The sequence below is a fragment of the Micromonospora sp. C41 genome, from assembly GCF_018070485.1.
GTDB lineage: Bacteria > Actinomycetota > Actinomycetes > Mycobacteriales > Micromonosporaceae > Micromonospora > Micromonospora chalcea.
Window position 1 is genome coordinate 78,820 of sequence record NZ_JAGPXP010000022.1, and the last position, 19,425, is coordinate 98,244.

Annotated in this window: 14 protein-coding genes; 5 read left to right on the forward strand and 9 right to left on the reverse strand. The window is 74.8% G+C overall.

The genetic code is table 11. The features are described from left to right. Positions 1-27 precede the first annotated feature (27 nt). Positions 28-1,878 (reverse strand): 2-oxoglutarate dehydrogenase, E2 component, dihydrolipoamide succinyltransferase, encoded by a 1,851-nt coding sequence (gene sucB / locus KBX43_RS22355; protein ID WP_210887008.1) that lies wholly within the window; start codon positions 1,876-1,878, stop codon positions 28-30. A 65-nt stretch (positions 1,879-1,943) separates the two neighbouring features. After that, entirely contained in the window at positions 1,944-3,335 is a 1,392-nt protein-coding gene (gene lpdA, locus KBX43_RS22360; RefSeq protein WP_043329337.1) for a dihydrolipoyl dehydrogenase, read from the reverse strand. 178 nt (positions 3,336-3,513) lie between these two features. Here lpdA and KBX43_RS22365 point away from each other — a divergent pair, with 178 nt between their 5' ends. Further along, positions 3,514-3,843 carry a hypothetical protein gene (locus tag KBX43_RS22365; protein ID WP_013287729.1) on the forward strand — a complete coding sequence of 110 codons (330 nt, stop codon included), beginning with the start codon at positions 3,514-3,516 and terminating at the stop codon, positions 3,841-3,843. A gap of 75 nt (positions 3,844-3,918) precedes the next feature. On the opposite strand, the gene KBX43_RS22370 is transcribed toward KBX43_RS22365, so the two are convergent. After that, on the reverse strand, positions 3,919-5,487 hold the full coding sequence (locus tag KBX43_RS22370) for a leucyl aminopeptidase (RefSeq protein ID WP_064448300.1): 1,569 nt from the start codon (positions 5,485-5,487) through the stop codon (positions 3,919-3,921). A 166-nt stretch (positions 5,488-5,653) separates the two neighbouring features. On the opposite strand from KBX43_RS22370, the gene gcvT reads away from it, so the two are divergent. Then, positions 5,654-6,778 carry a glycine cleavage system aminomethyltransferase GcvT gene (gcvT, locus tag KBX43_RS22375; RefSeq protein ID WP_064448301.1) on the forward strand — a complete coding sequence of 375 codons (1,125 nt, stop codon included), beginning with the start codon at positions 5,654-5,656 and terminating at the stop codon, positions 6,776-6,778. Positions 6,779-6,820: 42 nt separating this feature from the next. On the opposite strand, the gene KBX43_RS22380 is transcribed toward gcvT, so the two are convergent. The 4 genes from KBX43_RS22380 to KBX43_RS22395 form a co-directional block, all read right to left on the reverse strand. Further along, positions 6,821-8,110, reverse strand: a complete 1,290-nt coding sequence (locus tag KBX43_RS22380; protein WP_064448302.1) for a DUF2314 domain-containing protein — start codon at positions 8,108-8,110, stop codon at positions 6,821-6,823. 63 nt (positions 8,111-8,173) lie between these two features. Next, entirely contained in the window at positions 8,174-8,947 is a 774-nt protein-coding gene (cobS, locus tag KBX43_RS22385; protein ID WP_187693324.1) for an adenosylcobinamide-GDP ribazoletransferase, read from the reverse strand. Beyond that, positions 8,937-10,919 carry a bifunctional adenosylcobinamide kinase/adenosylcobinamide-phosphate guanylyltransferase gene (locus KBX43_RS22390; protein ID WP_210887011.1) on the reverse strand — a complete coding sequence of 661 codons (1,983 nt, stop codon included), beginning with the start codon at positions 10,917-10,919 and terminating at the stop codon, positions 8,937-8,939. The genes cobS and KBX43_RS22390 overlap by 11 nt, the downstream gene beginning before the upstream one ends. Before the next feature lie 48 nt (positions 10,920-10,967). After that, complete coding sequence (locus KBX43_RS22395) at positions 10,968-11,177, reverse strand: hypothetical protein (RefSeq protein WP_018785377.1); 210 nt, start codon at positions 11,175-11,177, stop codon at positions 10,968-10,970. A 175-nt stretch (positions 11,178-11,352) separates the two neighbouring features. Between KBX43_RS22395 and KBX43_RS22400 the strand changes: the two genes are divergently transcribed. Both KBX43_RS22400 and KBX43_RS22405 read left to right on the forward strand, forming a co-directional pair. After that, entirely contained in the window at positions 11,353-11,553 is a 201-nt protein-coding gene (locus KBX43_RS22400) for a hypothetical protein (protein WP_043329344.1), read from the forward strand. Beyond that, positions 11,550-12,344, forward strand: a complete 795-nt coding sequence (locus tag KBX43_RS22405; protein ID WP_043329346.1) for a site-2 protease family protein — start codon at positions 11,550-11,552, stop codon at positions 12,342-12,344. Before KBX43_RS22400 ends, KBX43_RS22405 begins: the two co-directional genes overlap by 4 nt. Before the next feature lie 51 nt (positions 12,345-12,395). On the opposite strand, the gene KBX43_RS22410 is transcribed toward KBX43_RS22405, so the two are convergent. Both KBX43_RS22410 and KBX43_RS31645 read right to left on the reverse strand, forming a co-directional pair. Next, positions 12,396-13,394, reverse strand: coding sequence for an aldo/keto reductase family protein (locus KBX43_RS22410; protein ID WP_030500117.1), 999 nt, complete (start codon positions 13,392-13,394; stop codon positions 12,396-12,398). Between the two features lie 61 nt (positions 13,395-13,455). Continuing rightward, the gene (locus tag KBX43_RS31645) at positions 13,456-18,411 is read right to left on the reverse strand and encodes a WG repeat-containing protein (protein ID WP_247677623.1); all 4,956 of its coding nucleotides are present in this window, start codon (positions 18,409-18,411) and stop codon (positions 13,456-13,458) included. Between the two features lie 162 nt (positions 18,412-18,573). Between KBX43_RS31645 and KBX43_RS22420 the strand changes: the two genes are divergently transcribed. Next, positions 18,574-19,425: an ABC-2 family transporter protein gene (locus KBX43_RS22420; RefSeq protein WP_209962727.1), complete on the forward strand. Its 852-nt coding sequence runs from the start codon at positions 18,574-18,576 to the stop codon at positions 19,423-19,425.

Here is a 19,425-nt window from a genome sequence, read left to right on the forward strand (position 1 = left end):
GCCGCGCGCCCCCTCGCCGTCTCGGATCTACAGACCCAGCTCGGCCTCGAAGTTGCCGGCCTCCAGCCGCTCCTTCACCGCGGTGAGGAAACGGGCCGCGTCGGCGCCGTCGATCAGCCGGTGGTCGTACGACATGGCCAGGTAGACCATCGACCGGATCGCCACGACCTCGCCCAGCTCCGGGTCGTTCACCACGACCGGGCGCTTCACCACAGCGCCCGTGCCGAGCATCGCCGACTGCGGCGACGGCACGATCGGGGTGTCGAACAGGGCGCCCCGGCTGCCGGTGTTGGTGAGCGTGAACGTCGCCCCGGCCATCTCGTCCGGGGTGATCTTGTTGGCCCGGGTGCGCTCGGCCAGGTCGGCGATCCGCTTGGCGATGCCGCCCATGTTCAGGTCACCGGCGTTGTGGATGACCGGCACGAGCAGGCCGCGCTCGGTGTCCACGGCGATGCCCAGGTGCTCCGCGGCCGGGTAGGTGATCGTCCCGCCCTCCAGGTCCATGCTGGCCTGGACGATCGGGTACGTCTGGAGCGCCTCGACGGCGGCGAGCGCGAAGAACGGCAGGAACGACAGCTTCACGCCGTGCTTGGCCTGGAACGACTCCTTCGCCCGCGCCCGCAGCTTCGCGACCCGGGTGACGTCCACCTCGACCACGGTGGTCAGCTGGGCCGTCTCGTGCAGCGACTGCTGCATCCGCTTGGCGATGGTGGCCCGGATACGCGGCAGCTTCTCCGTCGTACCCCGCTTGGCGCTCGGCTGCGGCTTGGCGGCCGGCTGGGCCGGCGCCTCCGCCTTCGCGGCCGGAGCGGCGGCGGTCGGCGCGGGCTTGGCGGCCTTCGCCTTCTCCGCCGCCTCCAGCACGTCCTGCTTGCGGATGCGGCCACCCACGCCGGTGCCCTTGACCGAGCCCAGGTCCACGCCGTGCTCGGCGGCGAGCTTGCGCACCAGCGGCGTCACGTACCCGGCGGCGTCCTCGCCGTGCTCGGCCGGAACGCTCCGGCGCTGCGTGGCGGCCGGCGCGGCCGGCTGGGCCGCCGCCTCGGCCTTGGCCGGCTGCGCGGCCTGCTCCGCCTCGGCGGCCGGCTCGTTGTAGGCCGCGCCCGGCGTCGGCTCCTCGACCTTCGGCTCCGGCTTGGGCTCCGGCTTGGGCTCGGGCTTCGCCTCGGCCTTGGGCTCCGGCTTGGGCTCGGGCTTCGGCTCCGCCTTCGCGGGCGCGGCGCCGGCCACCCCGACGATCGCCAGCACGGCGCCGACGTCGGCGGTCTCGTCCTCGGCGACCTTGATCTCCTGCAGCGTGCCGGCGACCGGCGACGGGATCTCGGTGTCGACCTTGTCGGTGGAGACCTCCAGCAGCGGCTCGTCGACCTCGACGGTGTCACCGTCCTGCTTGAGCCAGCGGGTGACGGTGCCCTCGGTGACGCTCTCGCCCAGGGCCGGCATGGTCACCGGCGTACCCTCGCCCGACGACGCCGCCGGCTGGGCCGGCTCCTCGACGGCCGGCTGCTCGGCCTCGGCGCCCGGCTCGGCGGCGGCCTCCTCGGCCTGCTGCTCCGGCTCGGGGCCGGTGCCCTCGGCGGCGGCGGTCGGCTCGGTGGCCGGCTCGGCCTCCTGCTTCGGGGCCGCGCCCGCGTCCTCGCCCTCACCGGCGATGACCGCCAGCTCGCTGCCGACCTCGGCGGTCTCGTCCTCGCCGACCACGATCCGGCTCAGCACGCCCGCCGCGGGGGACGGGATCTCGGTGTCGACCTTGTCGGTCGACACCTCCAGCAGCGGCTCGTCCACCTCGACGGTGTCACCGTCCTGCTTGAGCCAGCGCGTGACGGTGCCCTCGGTGACGCTCTCGCCGAGCCGGGGCATGGTGACCGATACCGGCATGTTCTCCAGACTCCTTCATTCCCTGGTGGGATTCTCGCCCGTCGCCGGACGCCGCGGTTGTCGTGTCAGGCGTGCGCGTGCAGCGGCTTGCCGGCCAGGGCCAGGTGCGCCTCGCCCAGAGCCTCGTTCTGCGTCGGGTGGGCGTGCACGAGCTGCGCCACCTCGGCCGGGTACGCCTCCCAGTTGTAGATGAGCTGCGCCTCGCCGATCAGCTCACCGACCCGGGCGCCGACCATGTGCACGCCGACCACCGGGCCGTCGTCCACCCGGACCAGCTTCACGTGGCCGGCGGTCTTGAGGATCTGGCTCTTGCCGTTGCCGCCCAGGTTGTAGTTGTACGTCTTGATCTTGTCGGCGCCGTACTGCTCCTTGGCCTTCGCCTCGGTCAGGCCGACCGACGCCAGCTCCGGGTCGCAGTACGTCACGCGCGGGATGCCGGCCTCGTCGATCACGGCCGGGCTCTTCCCGGCGATCTCCTCGGCGACGAAGATGCCCTGCTGGAAGCCACGGTGGGCGAGCTGCAGGCCGGGCACGATGTCGCCGACCGCGTAGACGTTCGGCACGCTGGTGCGCAGCCGCTCGTCGGTCAGCACGTAACCGCGGTCCATCTTGACGCCCTGCTCCTCGTAGCCGAGGCCGGCGGTGTTCGGGCCGCGGCCCACGGCGACCAGCAGCAGCTCGGCCTCGACCGTGTCACCGCCCTGAATCGTCAGCTTCACGCCCTTGTCGGTCTTCTCGACCTTCTCGAACGGCTTGCCGACCTTGAAGTTGATCTTCCGCTTGCGGAACGCCCGCTCCAGCGCCTTCGACGACTCCTCGTCCTCGGCGGCGACCAGGCGGGGCAGCGCCTCGACGATGGTCACGTCCACGCCGAAGGACTTCCAGACGCTGGCGAACTCGACGCCGATCACGCCGCCGCCGAGCACGATCGCCGAGGACGGCACGCGGTCCAGGGTCAGGGCGTGGTCGCTGGTGATGATCCGCTCGCCGTCGACGTCCAGGCCGGGCAGGCTCTTCGCGTACGAGCCGGAGGCCAGCACGACGTTACGGCCGGTGTAGCGCTTGCCGTCCACCTCGACGACGTTCTTGCCGACCAGCTTGCCGGCGCCCGCCACGAAGGTGATCTTCTTGCTGCTGCCCACCAGGCCCTGCAGGCCCTTGTACAGGCGCGAGATCACGCCGTCCTTGTACGAGTTGACCGCCTTCATGTCGATGCCCACCAGCTCGGCCTTCACGCCGAACTGCTCGGACTCGCGGGTCTGGTCGGCGATCTCGGCGGCGTGCAGCAGCGCCTTGGTCGGGATGCACCCGTTGTGCAGGCACGTCCCGCCGAGCTTGCTCTTCTCGATGAGGGCGACGGAGAGGTCCAGCTGGGCGGCACGCAGCGCCGCCGCGTAGCCGCCGCTACCACCTCCGAGGATGACGATGTCGAAGGTCGTGTCGTTCGGCTCGCTCACATCCAACTCCCAGGTCGCGTCACTGCATCGGGGGTTACGGCGGAGTAACAGGCACACCCCACCTCGGTCATCTTGTCACCACCACGGACCGGGCGCGTACCGAGGTGCCCAACGACACGTCGGTGACACGTACCCTTGGCACCGTCCTCGATGACGGCTTGGGGGAGGAGTGGATTCGGTGGGGTTGTTCCGACGACGAAAGCGGGCCGCCCCGGCGAGCCGCGACCGTGCCGCCGACCGCGCCGATCTGGACCACTTGGAGAACTTCGTCCGGACCCGTAAGGGCGTCGAGGCGTACATCGAACCCCGTACGACGGTCACCGAGACCACGATCATGCTGATCGCCGACGACGGCGAGTGGACCCGGCGGCGCGTGGGCGGGCCGGACGAGGCCCGCCGCTGGGCGCACCGGATCGCCATCCCGATCTACGACGTGCGGCTGATGGGCTATCCGCAGCGCATGCGCGACTACAACGAACGCCGCAAGCGTCGTCCCGAGTTGTTCTGAGCGGGCGCGGGCGCGGGTGTTAAAAAGGGCCCCTTCTACAACGCGAGGCGTTAAGAAGGGGCCCTTCCTTGCACGTCAGCCGTTGGTGGCGACGTCCTCGACCAGGTGCACGAGCGTACGCACCGGCACGCCGGTGCCGCCCTTGGTCCAGTAGCCGGTCGCCTCGCCCGAGTGGTAACCCGGACCGGCGATGTCGATGTGCGCCCACGCCACGTCGTCGGTGACGAATTCGCGCAGGAACACGCCGCCCTGCAGCATGTGCCCGGCCCGGTCCATCCCGGCGTTGACCTGCGAGATGTCCGCGACGTCCGACTCCATGCCCTTGCGCACGTCGTCCGGCAGCGGCATCGGCCAGGCCGGCTCACCGGTCGCGTCACCGGCCACCCGCACCCGCTCGCACAGCTCCGGGGTGCCCATCACACCGGCGATCCGCTTGCCCAGCGCGATCACCTGCCCGCCGGTCAGCGTGGAGGTCTCGAACAGGTAGTCCGCGCCGTCCGCGCAGGCCCGCGCCATCGCGTCGGCCAGCACCATCCGGCCCTCGGCGTCGGTGTTCAGCACCTCCACCTTCTTGCCGTTGAACATGCTGATCACGTCGCCCGGCCGGTAGCTGGCGCCCGACGGCATGTTCTCCGCCATCGGCAGGTAGCCGGTGACGGTGACCGACGGCTTGAGCGCCGCGATCGCCAGCATGGCCGCGCCGACCGCCGCCGCGCCGGCCATGTCCGACTTCATCTCCCACATGCCCTGCGCCGGCTTGATCGAGATGCCGCCGGTGTCGAACGTGATGCCCTTGCCGACCAGCGCGACCCGCTTGCCGTTGCCGCCGCCCTCCGGCGTCCAGGTGAGCTTCACCAGCCGCGGCGGGGCCTCGGAGCCCTGGCCGACGGCGAGGATGCCGCCGTAGCCACCGGCCTTGAGCGCCGCCTCGTCCAGCACCTCGACCTCCAGCCCCGCCTCGCGGGCGGCGGCGGAGACGGCGTCGGCGAACGCCGGGGGACGCAGCTCGTTCGGCGCGGTGTTCACCCAGTCCCGGCTGGTCCGCACCGCGCCGGCCACCGCCTGCGCCCGCGCGACCTCGGCCTGGGCGGTCGCGTCGGCCGCGTCCGGCACCGCCACCAGCACCTCGGCCACCGGCTCACGGCGGGCCGGCTGCGGCTTGGTCTTGTAGCCGGCGAACCGGTAGCCGCCCAGCAGCGCGCCCTCGGCGACCGCGCGCAGCGCGGCCGGGGCGTCGGCGTCGTCGGGCAGGGGCAGGGCCAGGGCGACGCGCGCCGCGCCGGCCAGCGCCCGTACGGCGGCGCCGGCGGCCCGGCGCAGCGACTCCGGGGCCGGAGCGGCGCCCGAGGGCTCCGGGCCGAGGCCGACGGCCACGACCAGCGGGGCGGTCACGGTGCCCAGCGTGGCCAACTTGATCACCTCGCCCGGGCCACCTGTCGCGCCGAGCAGGGCCAGCGTCTCGGTCAGCTTTCCGTCGAACGCGGCGGCGATGCTCTCCCCGCCGGTGGCCAGCAGCAGGGCGTGGGCGGGTGCGCCGCTGCCCGGCTCGGTGGTCTGGCTGTGCACGCCGATCACGATCGCGTCGACGGCGAGTTCGGCGGGGTCGGTGTCGACCAGGCTGAGGGTGGTGCGGGGCGATGTCACGAAAGCTACTCCGGGCGGGCCGGGCCGGCCGCGTCGTCGCGTACCGGCGGTGAAGGTGTCTCCGGCGGCAACCTACCCGCCGGAAGGCGTGGGTGTCCCGCCGATGCGCGCCGACGGGATCCCGCCGATGCTAACCACAGTCGTCGCGGCCGGTAAGTTGCCACCCATGACCGAGGTGACCTCCGACGCCGCCGAGACCCGGCTGCGCCGCTCCCCGCTGCACGAGCGGCACACCGCGCTCGGCGCGAAGTTCGCCCCCTTCGGGGGCTGGCAGATGCCGCTGGAGTACGCCGGTGGCGGCGTGCTCAAGGAGCACACCGCCGTCCGCGAGGGCGTCGGCGTGTTCGACGTCTCGCACCTGGGCAAGATCCGGGTCACCGGGCCGGGCGCGGCGGACTTCGTCAACGCCTGCCTCACCAACGACCTCGGCCGGATCGCCCCCGGTCAGGCGCAGTACACGCTCTGCTGCGACGACGCCACCGGCGGCGTGGTGGACGACATCATCGCCTACCTGCACGCCGACGACCACGTCTTCCTGATCCCCAACGCGGCGAACACCGCCGAGGTGGCCCGCCGGCTGCGCGCCGCCGCGCCCGCCGGGGTCACCGTCACCGACGAGCACGAGGCGTACGCGGTGCTCGCCGTCCAGGGCCCGCGCTCGGCGGACCTGCTGGGCGCGCTCGGCCTGCCCACCGGGCACGACTACATGAGTTTCTCCACCGCCACGCTCGACGGGGTGGAGCTGACCGTGTGCCGCACCGGCTACACCGGCGAGCTGGGCTACGAGCTGGTCGTGGCGTCCGAGCACGCGGTCGCCGTCTGGGACGCGCTCTTCGCCGCAGCCGGCGACGTCCGCGCCTGCGGCCTGGCCGCCCGGGACACGCTGCGCACCGAGATGGGCTACCCGCTGCACGGGCAGGACCTGTCCCCGGAGATCACCCCGGTGCAGGGCCGCTCCGGCTGGGCGGTGGGCTGGGACAAGCCGGCGTTCTGGGGCCGCGACGCGCTGCGCGCCGAGAAGGCCGCCGGACCCGCCCGTACGCTGCGCGGCCTGACCGCTGTCGACCGGGCCATCCCGCGCCCCGGCATGGCCGTGTACTCGGGCGACCGGCAGGTCGGCACCGTCACCAGCGGCACGTTCAGCCCGACGCTCAAGCACGGCGTCGCGCTGGCGCTCGTCGACACCGACCCGAAGCTGGCCGACGGCGAGGAGCTGGAGGTGGACATCCGGGGCCGCCGTGCCCGGATGCGCCTGACCCGGCCGCCGTTCGTCAAGCCCTCGGTGCGCTGAGGCCGGAGGCGGATCGGCGCTCGGCGCGCTGAGCCGCGCGGGTCAGTCCTCGCCGCGCTCCCCGGCGTCGAGGACTGCCTGCGTCCAGCCGCCCTCCAGCACGCCGGTGCCGTCCAGCACCGCCCAGTCGACCACGTCCGACGCCTCCACCACCACGGGGGAGCCGATCCGTACGTTCGGGTCGGTGTTGGCGTCGCTGGCGCTCGCGCCGACGATCCGTTCCGGGCTCTCCCACGAGGTCACCCCGGCCCAGACGTACTCGGGGCCGTCGTCGCCGGGCAGCCCGTACTTGACCACGAGCTGGCTCTCCTCGGGCAGCCGCCCGGCCAGGAACCGGGCCCGGATGTCGCCGAGCGCCTCCCGGGCGGTCTCCACCGCGCGGCTCATCGCGTCCCCGGTGCGGGTGTAGCGCACGTCCGGCTGGATGCCGTTGAACAGCGTCGCGCAGGCGGCGGCGAAGTAGCGGCCGGGCGGACCCGGATGCCCGGGCGGCGGGTTGAGGCTCAGGAACGAGTCGGCGTCCGGGTCGGTGGCCGGGTCCAGCTCCAGCCGCAGCAGCACCGGCGCGGTCGCGCCGTGCTGCTCCGGATTGCCGTACGCCACGGCGATGTCGTGCCCGGTCACCGTGGCCAGCACCGGAAGCTGCACGAACGCCGGCACCTCCTCGCCGGCCAGCCCGTCGGTCCAGTCCCGCAGCAGCCGCCGGGCCGCGCCGGTCATCACCGCGCCCCACGCCCGGGTCAGGTGGTCCGGCACGCCCTGGGCCTGCAACTCCAGCAGCCCGAACCGGCGCAGCCCCTTCGTGGTGAACCACAGCCCGTCGGAGTCCGAGGAGTAGGGCACCAGCACCCAGTCGACGAGCCGGATCCGGCCCTGCTCGTCGGGCAGTGAGCGCAGCGCCGCCGCCGGGTCGAGGAACTGGAGCCCGAAGACGTCCACCACGTCCCCGCCGACCGTCTCGGCGACCGCCGCGGCCACCGCGCGGGCGGCCCACTCGTGCGCGGGCGGCCAGCCCGGCCGGTACTCGGCCTGCACCACCACCAGGTGGGTGGCGGCGGCCAGCCGGGCCAGTTGCTCCTCGGTGGCGCCGAACGCGGTGAGCAGGTCCGGCGGCAGCTCGGGGAACTCGTCGACGGTACGGGTGTCGACGGTCATCAGCGGGCTGTCGAGCATCTGCTTGGCCAGCCCGTGCACCGGCTCGGCGAGCCGCCCGGCCAGCCCTTCCACTGCGGTCTTCGGGCTCACCTTGGGCAGCCCGGTGATCGGCACCAGATAGGTCGCGTCGAGCGACTCGGGCACCGGTACCGGCAGGAAGTCGTCCGTGATGAGCATGCCGTCCCCCTCGACCGCGCCGGTGCACTCGCCCCGAACGCTACCCGCCCGGACCGGTGACCCTCAGCCGGTCAGCACCAGTCCCAGGTAGGACAGCGTGGTGACGATCTCCACGAGCGCCCCGAGCACGTCGCCGGTGATGCCGCCGAAGCGGCGTACCAGGTGCCGGAGCAGCCCGGCCGCGACGGCGAGCGCGCCGAGCACGGCGATCGGCCCCTGCCACGGACGGTCCGGCACCGCGGGCACGGCCGCCAGCGCGACGGCGACCGCGCCGAGCGCCAGCGCGCCCCACCCGACGGTGCCGGCCACGAGCGCGCCCAGGCCCTCCGGCCGCGCGGCCGGCACGCCGCGCCGGCAGGCCAGGCCGACGGCGAGCCGCCCGGCCGCGGTCGCGGCGACCACGGCGGCGAACGCGGCGAGCGCGTCCCGGCCGGCCAGCTCCGCGAGCACCGCGCTCTGGAGCAGGAGTACGACCACCAGCGCGACCACCCCGAACGGGCCGACGTCCGGCTGCTTCATGATCTTCAGCGCGGCCGGACCACGCCGGTACGAGCCGAGCGCGTCCACGGTGTCGGCCAGCCCGTCCAGGTGCAGGCCCCGGGTGAGCAGCGCGCCCAGCCCCACCGTGACCACGGCGGCGACGAGCGGTGGCGCGAGCGCGCCGGTGAGCAGCAGCGCCCCGCCGAGTACGGCGCCGAGCAGCGCGCCGACCAGCGGGGCGAGCGCCATCGCGGTGCCGGCGGCGGCCCGGTCGACCCGGCCGGCGCGTACCGGTGCGGTGGTGAACGTGGTGAGCGCCAGCCGGATGCCGTCGGCGAGCCGCGCCTCAGTCGGCACGTCGGCCGGGGGAGACCGGCTCGTCGGACCCGATCGTGGTCGGTCCCGGCCCGGCCGGCTCCGGCTCGGCGAAGTCCGGTTCGTCGCCGGTCCGGCCGGCGTCGCTGTCGTAGCTGTCGTCGCCGCCGAGTGACGGGTGCGCCGGCAGCGTGGCGGCGAGCGTCAGCGCGGAGCGCAGCAGCGGCAGCGCGGCCAGCGCGGTCGCCCCCTCGCCCAGGTCGAGCCGCAGGTCCACCAGCGGCGTCAGGCCGAGCACGTCGGCGGCCAGCCGCACACCCGGACGGCCGCCGTGGTCGGGCAGCAGGCACCAGTGCCGCGCCTGCCCGGCCAGGTCGCGGCTGACCATCGCGGCGGCGGTGCCGACCGGGCCGTCCAGCAGCACCGGCACCTTACGGGCGGTGGCGCCCAGCAGGACGCCGGTGGCCAGCGCGATGTCGCCGCCACCCAGCTCGGCCAGGATGTCCTTGGCCTCGCGGGACGAGCGGCGGGTGCGGTGCAGCGCGTCGCGTACCGCCGCGCAGCGGACCATCCAGGCGGTGTCGTCGATCTCGCCCTGCTCGGTGATCACGCGGCCGAGCACGGTGGGCGGCTCCGCGCCCGCGGTGGCCGCGAGCACCGCCGCGGCGGCGGCCTCGGCGCCCGCACCGCACGCGGCGAGCACCAGCAACTGCACCCCCGCGTCGGCGGCCTGCTCGGCGAGCCGCCAGCCGTAACGCAGCGCCGCCTCCACCTCGTCGCCGGGCAGGGCCGGGCGGTCCTCGATCGGCGCCGACGTGGGCGCCTCGACGATCTGCAGGTCGGCGCGGTTCTCGGCGGCCAGCCGGGCCCGCGCGCCCCGGCCGGCGCGGGCCGGCCGGGCCCGGCGGGCCGACTCACCGGCCGGCGCGCCGGCCGACACGCCGCCTTCGTGGTCGCCCTGGATCAGCAGTACGCGCACCGAGTCCCACGGCCGCGGCATCGAGGTGCCCTGGGTGGCGGCCGCGAAGCCGACCACCTGCTCCAGCACGCCCAGACCGGCGCCGGGAAGGTCGAGCGTGGCGAGCCGGTCGACCGCCTGCGGACCGGTGTAGTCGTCAGGCATCGGCAGTTCCATGCCCGGCTGGATCACCAGGCCGGTGGCGATCATCGGCAGCGCCATGGTGGGGGCGGCCCAGTCGCCCGTGCCGGGCTCGTCGGACGCGGCCGGGGCGGGCAGCGGGGCGGCGGCCGGGGTGAGTACCTCGGGCAGCGTCACGTCCCCGGCGCCGAGGTCGGCCGGTACGGCCTGAGCCGGTGCGGTCCGGTTCGCGGCGGCTCCGGTCGGCGCGGCCTGGTCCGGCGCGGGCCGGGGTGCCGTGGCCCAGGATGTCGCGACCTGGGGCGCCGCGTCGCGGCTCGGCCCGGCCTCGGGCGACGTGCCGGCGGGCGGCACGGCGTGGGCCGGAGCGGCCGGCTTGAGCCAGGTGGTCTGACCGGCGACCACCAGCGCGACCGCGTCGCAGGCGTCGGCGACCGCGCGGTTGGCGGCGCCGAGCGCGTCAGTGAACGCCCGGCCGAGCGGCGTGGTGGGCACCAGGGACAGGCCCACCTCGGGGCTGACCAGCACCAGCCGGGCGGTGCTGGAGCGCACCGCCGCGGCCAGCTCGGCGATCGTGGCGGTGTCGTCGGCCGGCTGGTGGGCCGGGTCGAGCAGCACCGTCACCCAGCCGCCCAGGTCGTCCACGAGCAGCGTCTCGTTCGGCCCGGCGGCGGCGATCACCTCGACCAGTCGGCCCGGGTTCGCGGCCGTCTCCTCGGTGGTCCAGCTCCCCGGCCGGCGGGCGCGGTGCGTCGCGAGGCGGGCCGCCCACTCGGTGTCCTCGGGATCCCCGGCCGGGGCGGTCGCCACGTACCGGACCGTGGGCGCGTCGGCGACCAGCGACTCGGCGATCTCGGACTTGCCGGAGCGGATACCGCCGAGCACCAGGAGGGTGTGCCACCCGTCAACGGACATGCCCCGTACCTTAGATGCCGCCGCCCCGGCGGGGCAGTGAGAGGTGGCTCATCGCGGTCGGCGCTCGGGGGCCTCGAAGCGATAGTCGTTGGGATTCACGTCAACCGGCTTCGGATCCTCCTGCCAGGCTCCCTCGCCGGGGCGGGCGAGAAGCGCGTCGAGCAGCTCCTCCCGGTCCATCTCGTGGGCCGCCTCGATGCCGCCGCGTACCGCCATCGCCCGTATCTCCTCGGTGTCCATCTCCCGCAACGGCCGCATGGTGTCCTCCCTCGCTGACGACGTCCGGCGTGGATACCCCGCTGGTGACGGCCGAACCTTGCGGGCACCCGCGCGTCGGCCCGCGCCGGTCGAGGGGTGAAGCGTCGTGGGCGGGCGACTAGGCTTGCGGAGGTTTGGCGTCCTGCGGGACGACGGCGGCGAGGGGAGACGCGGCATGGCGTGGAGCTGGCGGTACGAGGGCACGAACGGCGACGCGGTCGACGGGCCGGATGAGTCGTTCACGAGCCAGGCGGACGCCGAGTCGTGGATCGGCCAGACCTGGCGGGAGCTCGCGGCATCCGGCGTCACCACCGTCGTGCTGGTCGAGGACGACCGGGTGGACTACCGGATGAGCCTGCAACCCCCGGCCGAATGACCGGCTACGACCGCCCCGGCGAGCCGCTGGTCCTCGGCGTGCCCCGGGCGGCTTTCCGGCCGAGCCCGATCTTCCTGGCCCTGGTCGCGCTCTTCGTGGCCAGCGGGGTGATGGCCTGGAACAGGTACGGCAACGTCCGGTTCGACGTGTTCCTCTTCGTGGTCTCCGGCTGGCTGGTCTCACTGTGCCTGCACGAGTACGCCCACGCCGTGGTCGCGTACCGGGCCGGTGACCGGGACATCGCCCACCGGGGCTACCTGACGCTCAACCCGCTGAAGTACACCAGCCCGCTGCTGTCGATCGTGCTGCCGGTGGTCGTGGTGCTGCTCGGCGGCATCGGCCTGCCCGGCGGCGCGGTCTGGGTGGACCGGCACGCCATCCCGGGCCGGCTGCGGCACACGCTGGTCAGCCTGGCCGGGCCGGCCACAAACGTGCTGTTCACGCTGGTGCTGGTGGCCGCGGTGGCGTGGGGCCCCGAGCTGGGCGGGCCGCTGGAGTTCTGGGCCGGTGTCGGGCTGCTCGCGTTCCTCCAGCTCACCGCCAGCGTGCTCAACCTGCTGCCGGTACCGGGCCTGGACGGCGGCAACATGCTCCAGCCCTGGCTCAGCCCCGCCTACCGGCGGATGTACGACCTGTTCGCCCCGTACGGCTTCATCCTGCTGTTCGCGCTGCTGTGGAGCCCGCAGATCAACCGGGCGTTCTTCGGCGCGGTGTTCGCCGTCGGCGACGCGCTCGGGCTGCCGCGGGAGCTGTACCAGATCGGCTACGCCCTGATCCGCTTCTGGCAGTAGCCGACCGGCCGTTCCCGGGCCGGAGCGAGCCGGCCCGGGAACGACGCGACGTCACGGACGCTGCGCCGGGCTCTCGGTCTTCGCCGGGTCCCGCTCGGTGACCGGCTCGACGATCTCGTCGATCGCCTTCAGCAGGTCGGCGTCGAGCTTCACGCCCGCCGCCTTCACGTTGTCGTGCACCTGCTCGGGCCGGGACGCGCCGACGATCGCCGAGGCGACGTTCGGGTTCTGCAGCACCCACGCGACGGCGAGCTGCGCCATCGTCAGCCCGGCCTGCTCGGCCAGCGGCTTGAGCCGCTGCACCCGGGTGAGCACGTCGTCGTTGAGGAACCGCGCGATGAAGTTCGCGCCGGACTTCTCGTCGGTGGCGCGGGAGCCGGCGGGCGGCGGCTGGCCCGGCAGGTACTTGCCGGACAGCACACCCTGCGCCATCGGCGACCAGACGATCTGACCGATGCCCAGCTCCTCGCTGGCCGGGATCACCTCGGTCTCGATGACCCGCCACAGCATCGAGTACTGCGGCTGGTTGGAGATCAGCGGGATGCGCAGCTCACGGGCGAGCGCGTGCGCCTCGCGCAGCTGCGACGCCTTCCACTCGGAGACGCCGATGTAGTGCGCCTTGCCGGAGCGTACGACGTCGGCGAAGGCCTCCATCGTCTCCTCCAGCGGCGTGCTGTAGTCGTACCGGTGGGCCTGGTAGAGGTCGACGTGGTCGGTCTGCAGGCGGCGCAGCGAGCCGTCGATCGACTCCATGATGTGCTTGCGGGACAGGCCCCTGTCGTTGCGGCCCGGCCCGGTCGGCCAGTAGACCTTGGTGAAGATCTCCAGCCCTTCCCGGCGCTCACCCTTGAGCGCGCGGCCGAGCACCGACTCGGCCCGGGTGCCGGCGTACACGTCGGCGGTGTCGAACGTGGTGATGCCGCTGTCGAGAGCGGCGCGGACGCACGCGAGCGCGGCGTCCTCCTCGACCTGTGAGCCGTGGGTGATCCAGTTGCCGTACGAGATCTCGCTGACCATCAGGCCGGAGCGGCCCAGGTGACGGAATTCCATGCTCCCGACCCTAGTCCTGCCCGGTGGCGACCGCCGTCCGGCGCTCCCCGCCGGGCGCGGGTCAGAGCACCGGGCTGGCGTCGGCGAGCAGACGGTCGATCTCCGCGACCACCGCCGCGCGGCCGGGATGCACCGGGTCGATGAGCGGGTCGCCGCGCCGGTCCAGCGCGCCCCACCGGCCCGACTCCGTGGCGACCATGAACGCCACCGGATGCACCACCACAGTCGGGTACGCCGGCGTGACCACCACCCGCCCGGCGCGGTCCACCACGCCCCGGCGGCCGGCCAGCTCGACCACGGCCAGGCCGTCGGCGGTGAACCCGTCCACCTTCCGTCCGTCGGCCAGCGGCGTGCCGAGACCGTGGTACCGGGTCGGCACCACCACCTCGCCGGTGAGGTCCACCGCGCCCCAGCCGCCGTTCTGCCGTACCGCCGCCAGTCCGTTGCGGAACGACCTGACCTCCTCGTACCCGGGCGGAATCCGGACGATGTTCATCCGGTCCACGGCCATCCAGCGGCCCTTGCCGTCCATCGACACCCAGGACAGCCCCTCGGAGAAGGCGCCCACCGCCCGGTAGCCGTTGTTCGCCTCGATCAGCGCCGCGCCGGACGTGTCGATCAGCGCCCAGCGGGACGCCTCCGGACGGCGTACCCAGGCCAGCCCTTCGTGGAACGGCTGCACCTCGGCGTACCGGTGCGCGATCACCATCTCGCCGTCGGCGTTCGCGTACCCCCAGAGCTGCTGCTCCTCGTCGAACGTCGCCACCGGGAGACGCGGCGCGCCGAGCACCTCCTCGGGCCGGCGCGGGGCCGGACCGAAACCGTCGGCGGCGGCCCGCTCCGCGATCGCGTCCAGCGCCACCTCGACGCGCGCGTTCATCGCCGCGTCCTCGCCGTGGCGCAGGTCCAGCGCCCGCTCGAAGTGCAGGCACGCCTCGGTCAGCCGTCCCTGGTCGTAGCAGCTCCGCCCGGCGTGCTCGTGCAGCAACGCGCGCAGCGGGTCCGGCAGCTCCGGCGAGTTCGTCTCGGCGAAGAGCCGGTCGGCCTCCGCGTGGTCACCCCGCCACCGCAGCGCCTCCGCGAGACGGGCCCGGGCCAACGCGGTACGCCGCAGCTCACCCGTCGTCTCCGCGTACGTGACTGCCAGCCGCGCGTCCCCGAGCGCGTCGTCCAGGTCGCCGAGGATCCGCGACGCCACCGCGCGCAGGCTCAGCAGCCGGGCCCGGCCACGGTTGTCCAGTGTGGTGTCGAGCTTGCCGGTCAGGCCGTCCCGGATCAGCCGCAGCTGCGCCGGATCGGGCGCCTCCTCGCGCAGCGTACGCGGATCCAGCCGCCAGCCGACCGCGGCGAGGGCCTGCTCCGGGTCCGCCGGGGGCGGCGGCGGTCCGGCCGGTTCGGCGTCCGCTTCGGTGTCCGGTTCTTGGGCACGGGGAGTCGGCGCGTCGTCGGTCTGAGCGGTCGGCTCGTCGGCGGGCTCGGGTGGTGCGGGCTCGCGGTCGTGCTCCGGGTCGACGGTTGTGGTGTCGGTGTCGGGTGCGGGCTTGCCGCCGGCCGCGGGCTCGGCGGGGGCGCGGTCCGGGTCACCGGTCGGTGCGGTCTCGCCGTTGGAGTCCTCGCCGGGCGCGGTGGCCGGGGTGTCGGCGGCCTGCGGCTGCGGGATCGTGATGCCGGAGGGCTCGGTGCCGGCGGGTGCCGATTGCGGGGTCGCGATGCTCGTGAGGTCGGCTTCGGCTCGGCTGCCCGGAGACTCCAGTGGCGAGGCGGTGATGTCGGCGCGGTCGGCGTCGGCCCGGATGCTGCCGGTCGGCTCCGGTGTGGCGGCCGGTTCCTCGACGTGACCGGCCCCGCCCGGCTCGCCGGCTGTCTGGCTCCCGCCGCCAGCCTCTGAATCCGTGGCGTCCTGCCCGGCATCCACAGTGACCGGCGGCTCGGCGTCGGTGACCGGCCGGCCGCTTCCGGTGTCGGCGGACGTGCCGGTGGCGGGCATGCGGTTGCCCGCGTTCTCCCCGCCGGAAGCGGTCCCGTCCGGTGTGTCCAGGTGTCCGGCCGCCGGGTCCGCGGTGCTCGTGGATTCGTCGGTGTCGGTGTTTGCGTTGGTGCTGATGTCGGTGGCGGCAGGGGCGCTCGGTGTGGCGTCGCTGGTTGCGGCGTCGGATGGTGTGGTGACGCCGGTAGCGGGCGGCGTCGAGCCGGTACCGGACCCGGCCTCGGCCACCTCGGGGGTACGAATCGTCGCCGGCTGGGCTCGGTCTGCCGGAGATCTTGGTACGAAATGGCCCCCAGGGGGGCCGAAATCTTCCAAGATCTCCGGCGGTTCCGGTGTCTGGGCGGGGGCGGCGGGCTGGCTGGGACGGAACCATGCCTCGGCGCCGGAGTCCGTGGCCGGGGAGGGCGGAGCGGTTGTCGCCCCCGGGCGGGGGTGCTCGGCTCGCTCCGATGGCTCGCCGGTCCGGCCGACAGCCGGGCCGGGTTCCGTCCGTCCTGTGCCGGGCGCGGGACGGGCACTGGCGTCGGCGTAGGGCCGGTCGGTGTCAGGGGCCGACGTGGACGGAGCCTGCACCTCGGACTCGCGCTGTCGACCGGCATCCACATCCGACGGCTTGGCCTCGGCGTCCGGTCCGGCCTCTGGCTCGCCGATGGCGCCGCTCTCCACGACTGGCCGGGGCGCGATCGGGGCCGGGTGCTCCACCGAGTCGGCGGGCCTGACGTCGGGTAGCTGCTCGGCCGGTGTGGGTACGGGCGGCCTGCCCGCGGTCTGCTGTGCGGGCACGGAACCGGAGTAGGCAGGCGGTGCCGGGCGAGCCCTCGCGGGTTGCGCCGTGTTCACCGGGTCGGAAGAAGGCGGGCCGTGACGCTCGGCGGTCCCGTCCTGCGACGGCGTGGGCCGAGCCGCGCCCTCGCTCCGGTCCGTCGGTGCCGCGCCACCCGGACGCTGCGCTCCAGAAGTGGGCGCTCCGGACGTGGGCGCACGGGAGACGTGCGCGTCGGAAGGAGGCGGAACGGGGGTGACCGCGCCGGAAGCGGGGCTGCCCGCGCCAGGCATGTCGGCCTGCGGCGCGGCGGGGGCGAGCGCTCCGGAAACGGGAGCGTCCGCGACGGGCACGCCGGCCTGCGGCGCAGGAGGTGCCGGACGCGGGGTGTCGCCGGTCCGAGGCGCGGCCGAGCCCTCTTCGGAACGCCCGGGCGTGGCCGGCGGCGGCACCGGATCGGGCCGTACCGGGGCGACCCGGGGACGGTCGTCGGGACGGGTGTGTGCGGCCGGCTCGACAGGTGCCGTCTCCCGGCCGTCGGCCACCCGGGGCGGCGGGTGACCGGCCGGCCGCACCGGCCACTGCACCGGCGGCGCCGACCTGCGCTCGTCCGGCCGCACCGGCCACTGCGGGGCACGGGTCTCGGGGCGGGCGGCGGCATCCGGCTGTGGCCGACTGGGCTCGGGACGGGGCATCACGGTGGGCGGGCGGGTGGCGTCGGACGGCGGCATCGGGTACCGCTGCGGCGCCGGCCGCTCCACGGGTGGGCGCTGCCGTTCGTCCGGCCGGCGCGTGTCCGTCTCGGGACGGGGCCGCGGCTCGATGATGGGCCACTCGCCCTGGTGCGGGCGGGACCGGTCGACCGGCGGGCGCTGACCCTGCCACCGCTGGTCGGTGCCGGGACGCGGTGCGCCGTACCGGTCGGGCTCGGTCTGCGGAGGCCCGTTCTCGGGCGCCCGGCGCTGGGTCTCCGGGTACGCGGCGGCCTCCCGGCCCGGCGCACGTCCGTCTGCCAAGGGCCGGCCGTCCACCGGCTCACGCCGCTCCGCCGGGGGACGCCGGCTCGGGTCACGCCAGCCGTCACCGTCGGTGCCGCGCCAACCGTCCCGGCCCGGCTGGCCCCACCCGGCCGCGCCCCGCTCCAGCGGCGGCACGGCGTCGTCGCGCCGATCGGCCGGGCGCCCGGCGCCGTGGTCACGCCGCCCGTCGGACGGCGGCTCCCGGCGCTCGTCCGGGAAGCGGTCGCGGCGTCCGTCGGGCATGGACTCGCGGCGCCCGGCGGGGGAGTGGTCCCGCCGCGCGTCGGACGCCGAGCCCCACCGCTGTTCCGACACGGCAGGCGGGCCCTCGACCGGGGCGCGGCGTCCGTCGGCCTGGTGCGGGCGGTCGGCCCGGCGCTCGCCATGGTGCGGGAACTCGTTCGGCTCCGGCATCCAGCCGGGCTGGGACGGCCGGCGCGGTGCGGCCTCGGGGCGTACCCAGCGTTGGTCGAGCCGCTGCTCGGGCGGCGTGGGCGGGCCGGTGCGGCGCCGATCCTCCGGCCAGGGCCGCCGTCCGTCCGCGGGGTGCCCGCGGCGGTCGTCCGGAGGGCTGCCGGCGGGGCGCTGGCCGCCGTGATCCGTGGGCCCGGCCGGGTACGCCCCGCGGGACGTGGCCGGACCGGCCGGGCCGCCACCGCGTGGACCGCCGGGCCCCGGCTGCTCGGCCCCGCGCGGACCGGCGGGACTGGTCGGGTACGTGCCATGTGGGGCGGCTGGACTGGTCGGGTACGTGCCATGTGGGCCGGCTGGACTGGTCGGGTACGTGCCGCGTGGGCCGGCTGGACTGGTCGGGTACGTGCCGCGTGGGCCGGCCGGACTGACGGGGTACGCGTCGCGCGGACCCGCGGGACCCACCGGGCCGGCGGGGTGCGGGCCGTGCGGACCCGCCGGGCTGACCGGGTGGAATCCGGCGGGACTGACCGGGTTCGCGCCGGCCGGGCTGACCGGATACGGATCGGTGTCGGGCGCGGGACTGACGGGGTGGAACCCCGCCGGGCTGACCGGGTGCGCGCCTGCTGGGCTGACCGGGTACGGGTCGGCGTCGGGCGCGGGGCTGACCGGGCGTACCTCGGCGCGGCCGACCACGGTACGGCGGCGCGGCGTCAGGTTCTCGATGCCGATGTCACCCGGGTAGCGCTGCCCCGGGAACTGCGGCTGCCACTCGTGGGTGGGCTCGGCGGCCCAGGCCGGTTCGGCCGGCTCGCGCCAGCTCCCCCAGCCACTCATCGGCAACCCCTCCGGCCGCTCGCGCGGGACGGCCCCGGGGCCGGCTCGCGTCGCTCGCTCACGGCGGTGTCACCTCATTGGAAATTCGCGCGCTGGGGCGCCGGACGTGCCGGTACAGTCGCCCGGTCCAGCACGTCGTGGCTGCGGAAGGAGGGTAACGGCGTGGGCTCGGTCACCGCCACTGTGGCACCACCCACCGGCGCACACGTTACCCCATGGTTTCGGACATTCGGCGCGATCGCGGCGGCCGGGTTCCGGCGGCACGCGACCTACCGTCAGGCCGCCGTGGCGGGGCTGTTCACCAACACCGTGTTCGGCTTCCTGCGCTGCTACATCTTCCTCGCCGCGACCGGCGCGGCCGGCACCGTGGCCGGCTACGACAGGGCGCAGCTCGCCACGTTCGTCTGGGCCGGCCAGGGGCTGCTGGCGGTGATCGCCATCTGGGGCTGGACCGACCTGGCGGACCGGATCCGTACCGGTGAGGTGGCTGCCGACCTGCTGCGACCGGTGCACCCGGTGACCAGCTACCTCGCCACCGACCTGGGCCGGGCCGGGTTCGCGGCGCTGGCCCGGCTGGTGCCGCCGCTGGTGATCGGCCCGTTCTTCTTCGCGGTGTACGTGCCCCGGCACTGGGCAACGGTGCCGCTGTTCCTGCTCTCCGTGCTGCTCGCGGTGGTGGTCTGCTTCGGCTGCCGCTACCTGGTGAACGCCACCGCGTACTGGCTGCAGGACGTCCGAGGGCCGATGATCCTGTGGACGCTCGGCTCGGGCGTGCTGGCCGGGCTCTACTTCCCGCTCGGGTTCCTGCCCGGCCCGCTGGAGGCGGTCCTGCGGTACGCGACCCCGTTCCCCAGCATCCTTCAGGTGCCGCTGGACGTGCTGGTGGAGCGGGAGCCGATGTCCACCGGTCTCGCCCTGGTCGGGGTGCAGGCCGCCTGGGTGGTGGCGCTGCTGGCGCTGTGCCGGCTGGTGCAGCGCCGCGCCGAGCGCCGCCTGGTGGTCCAGGGTGGCTGA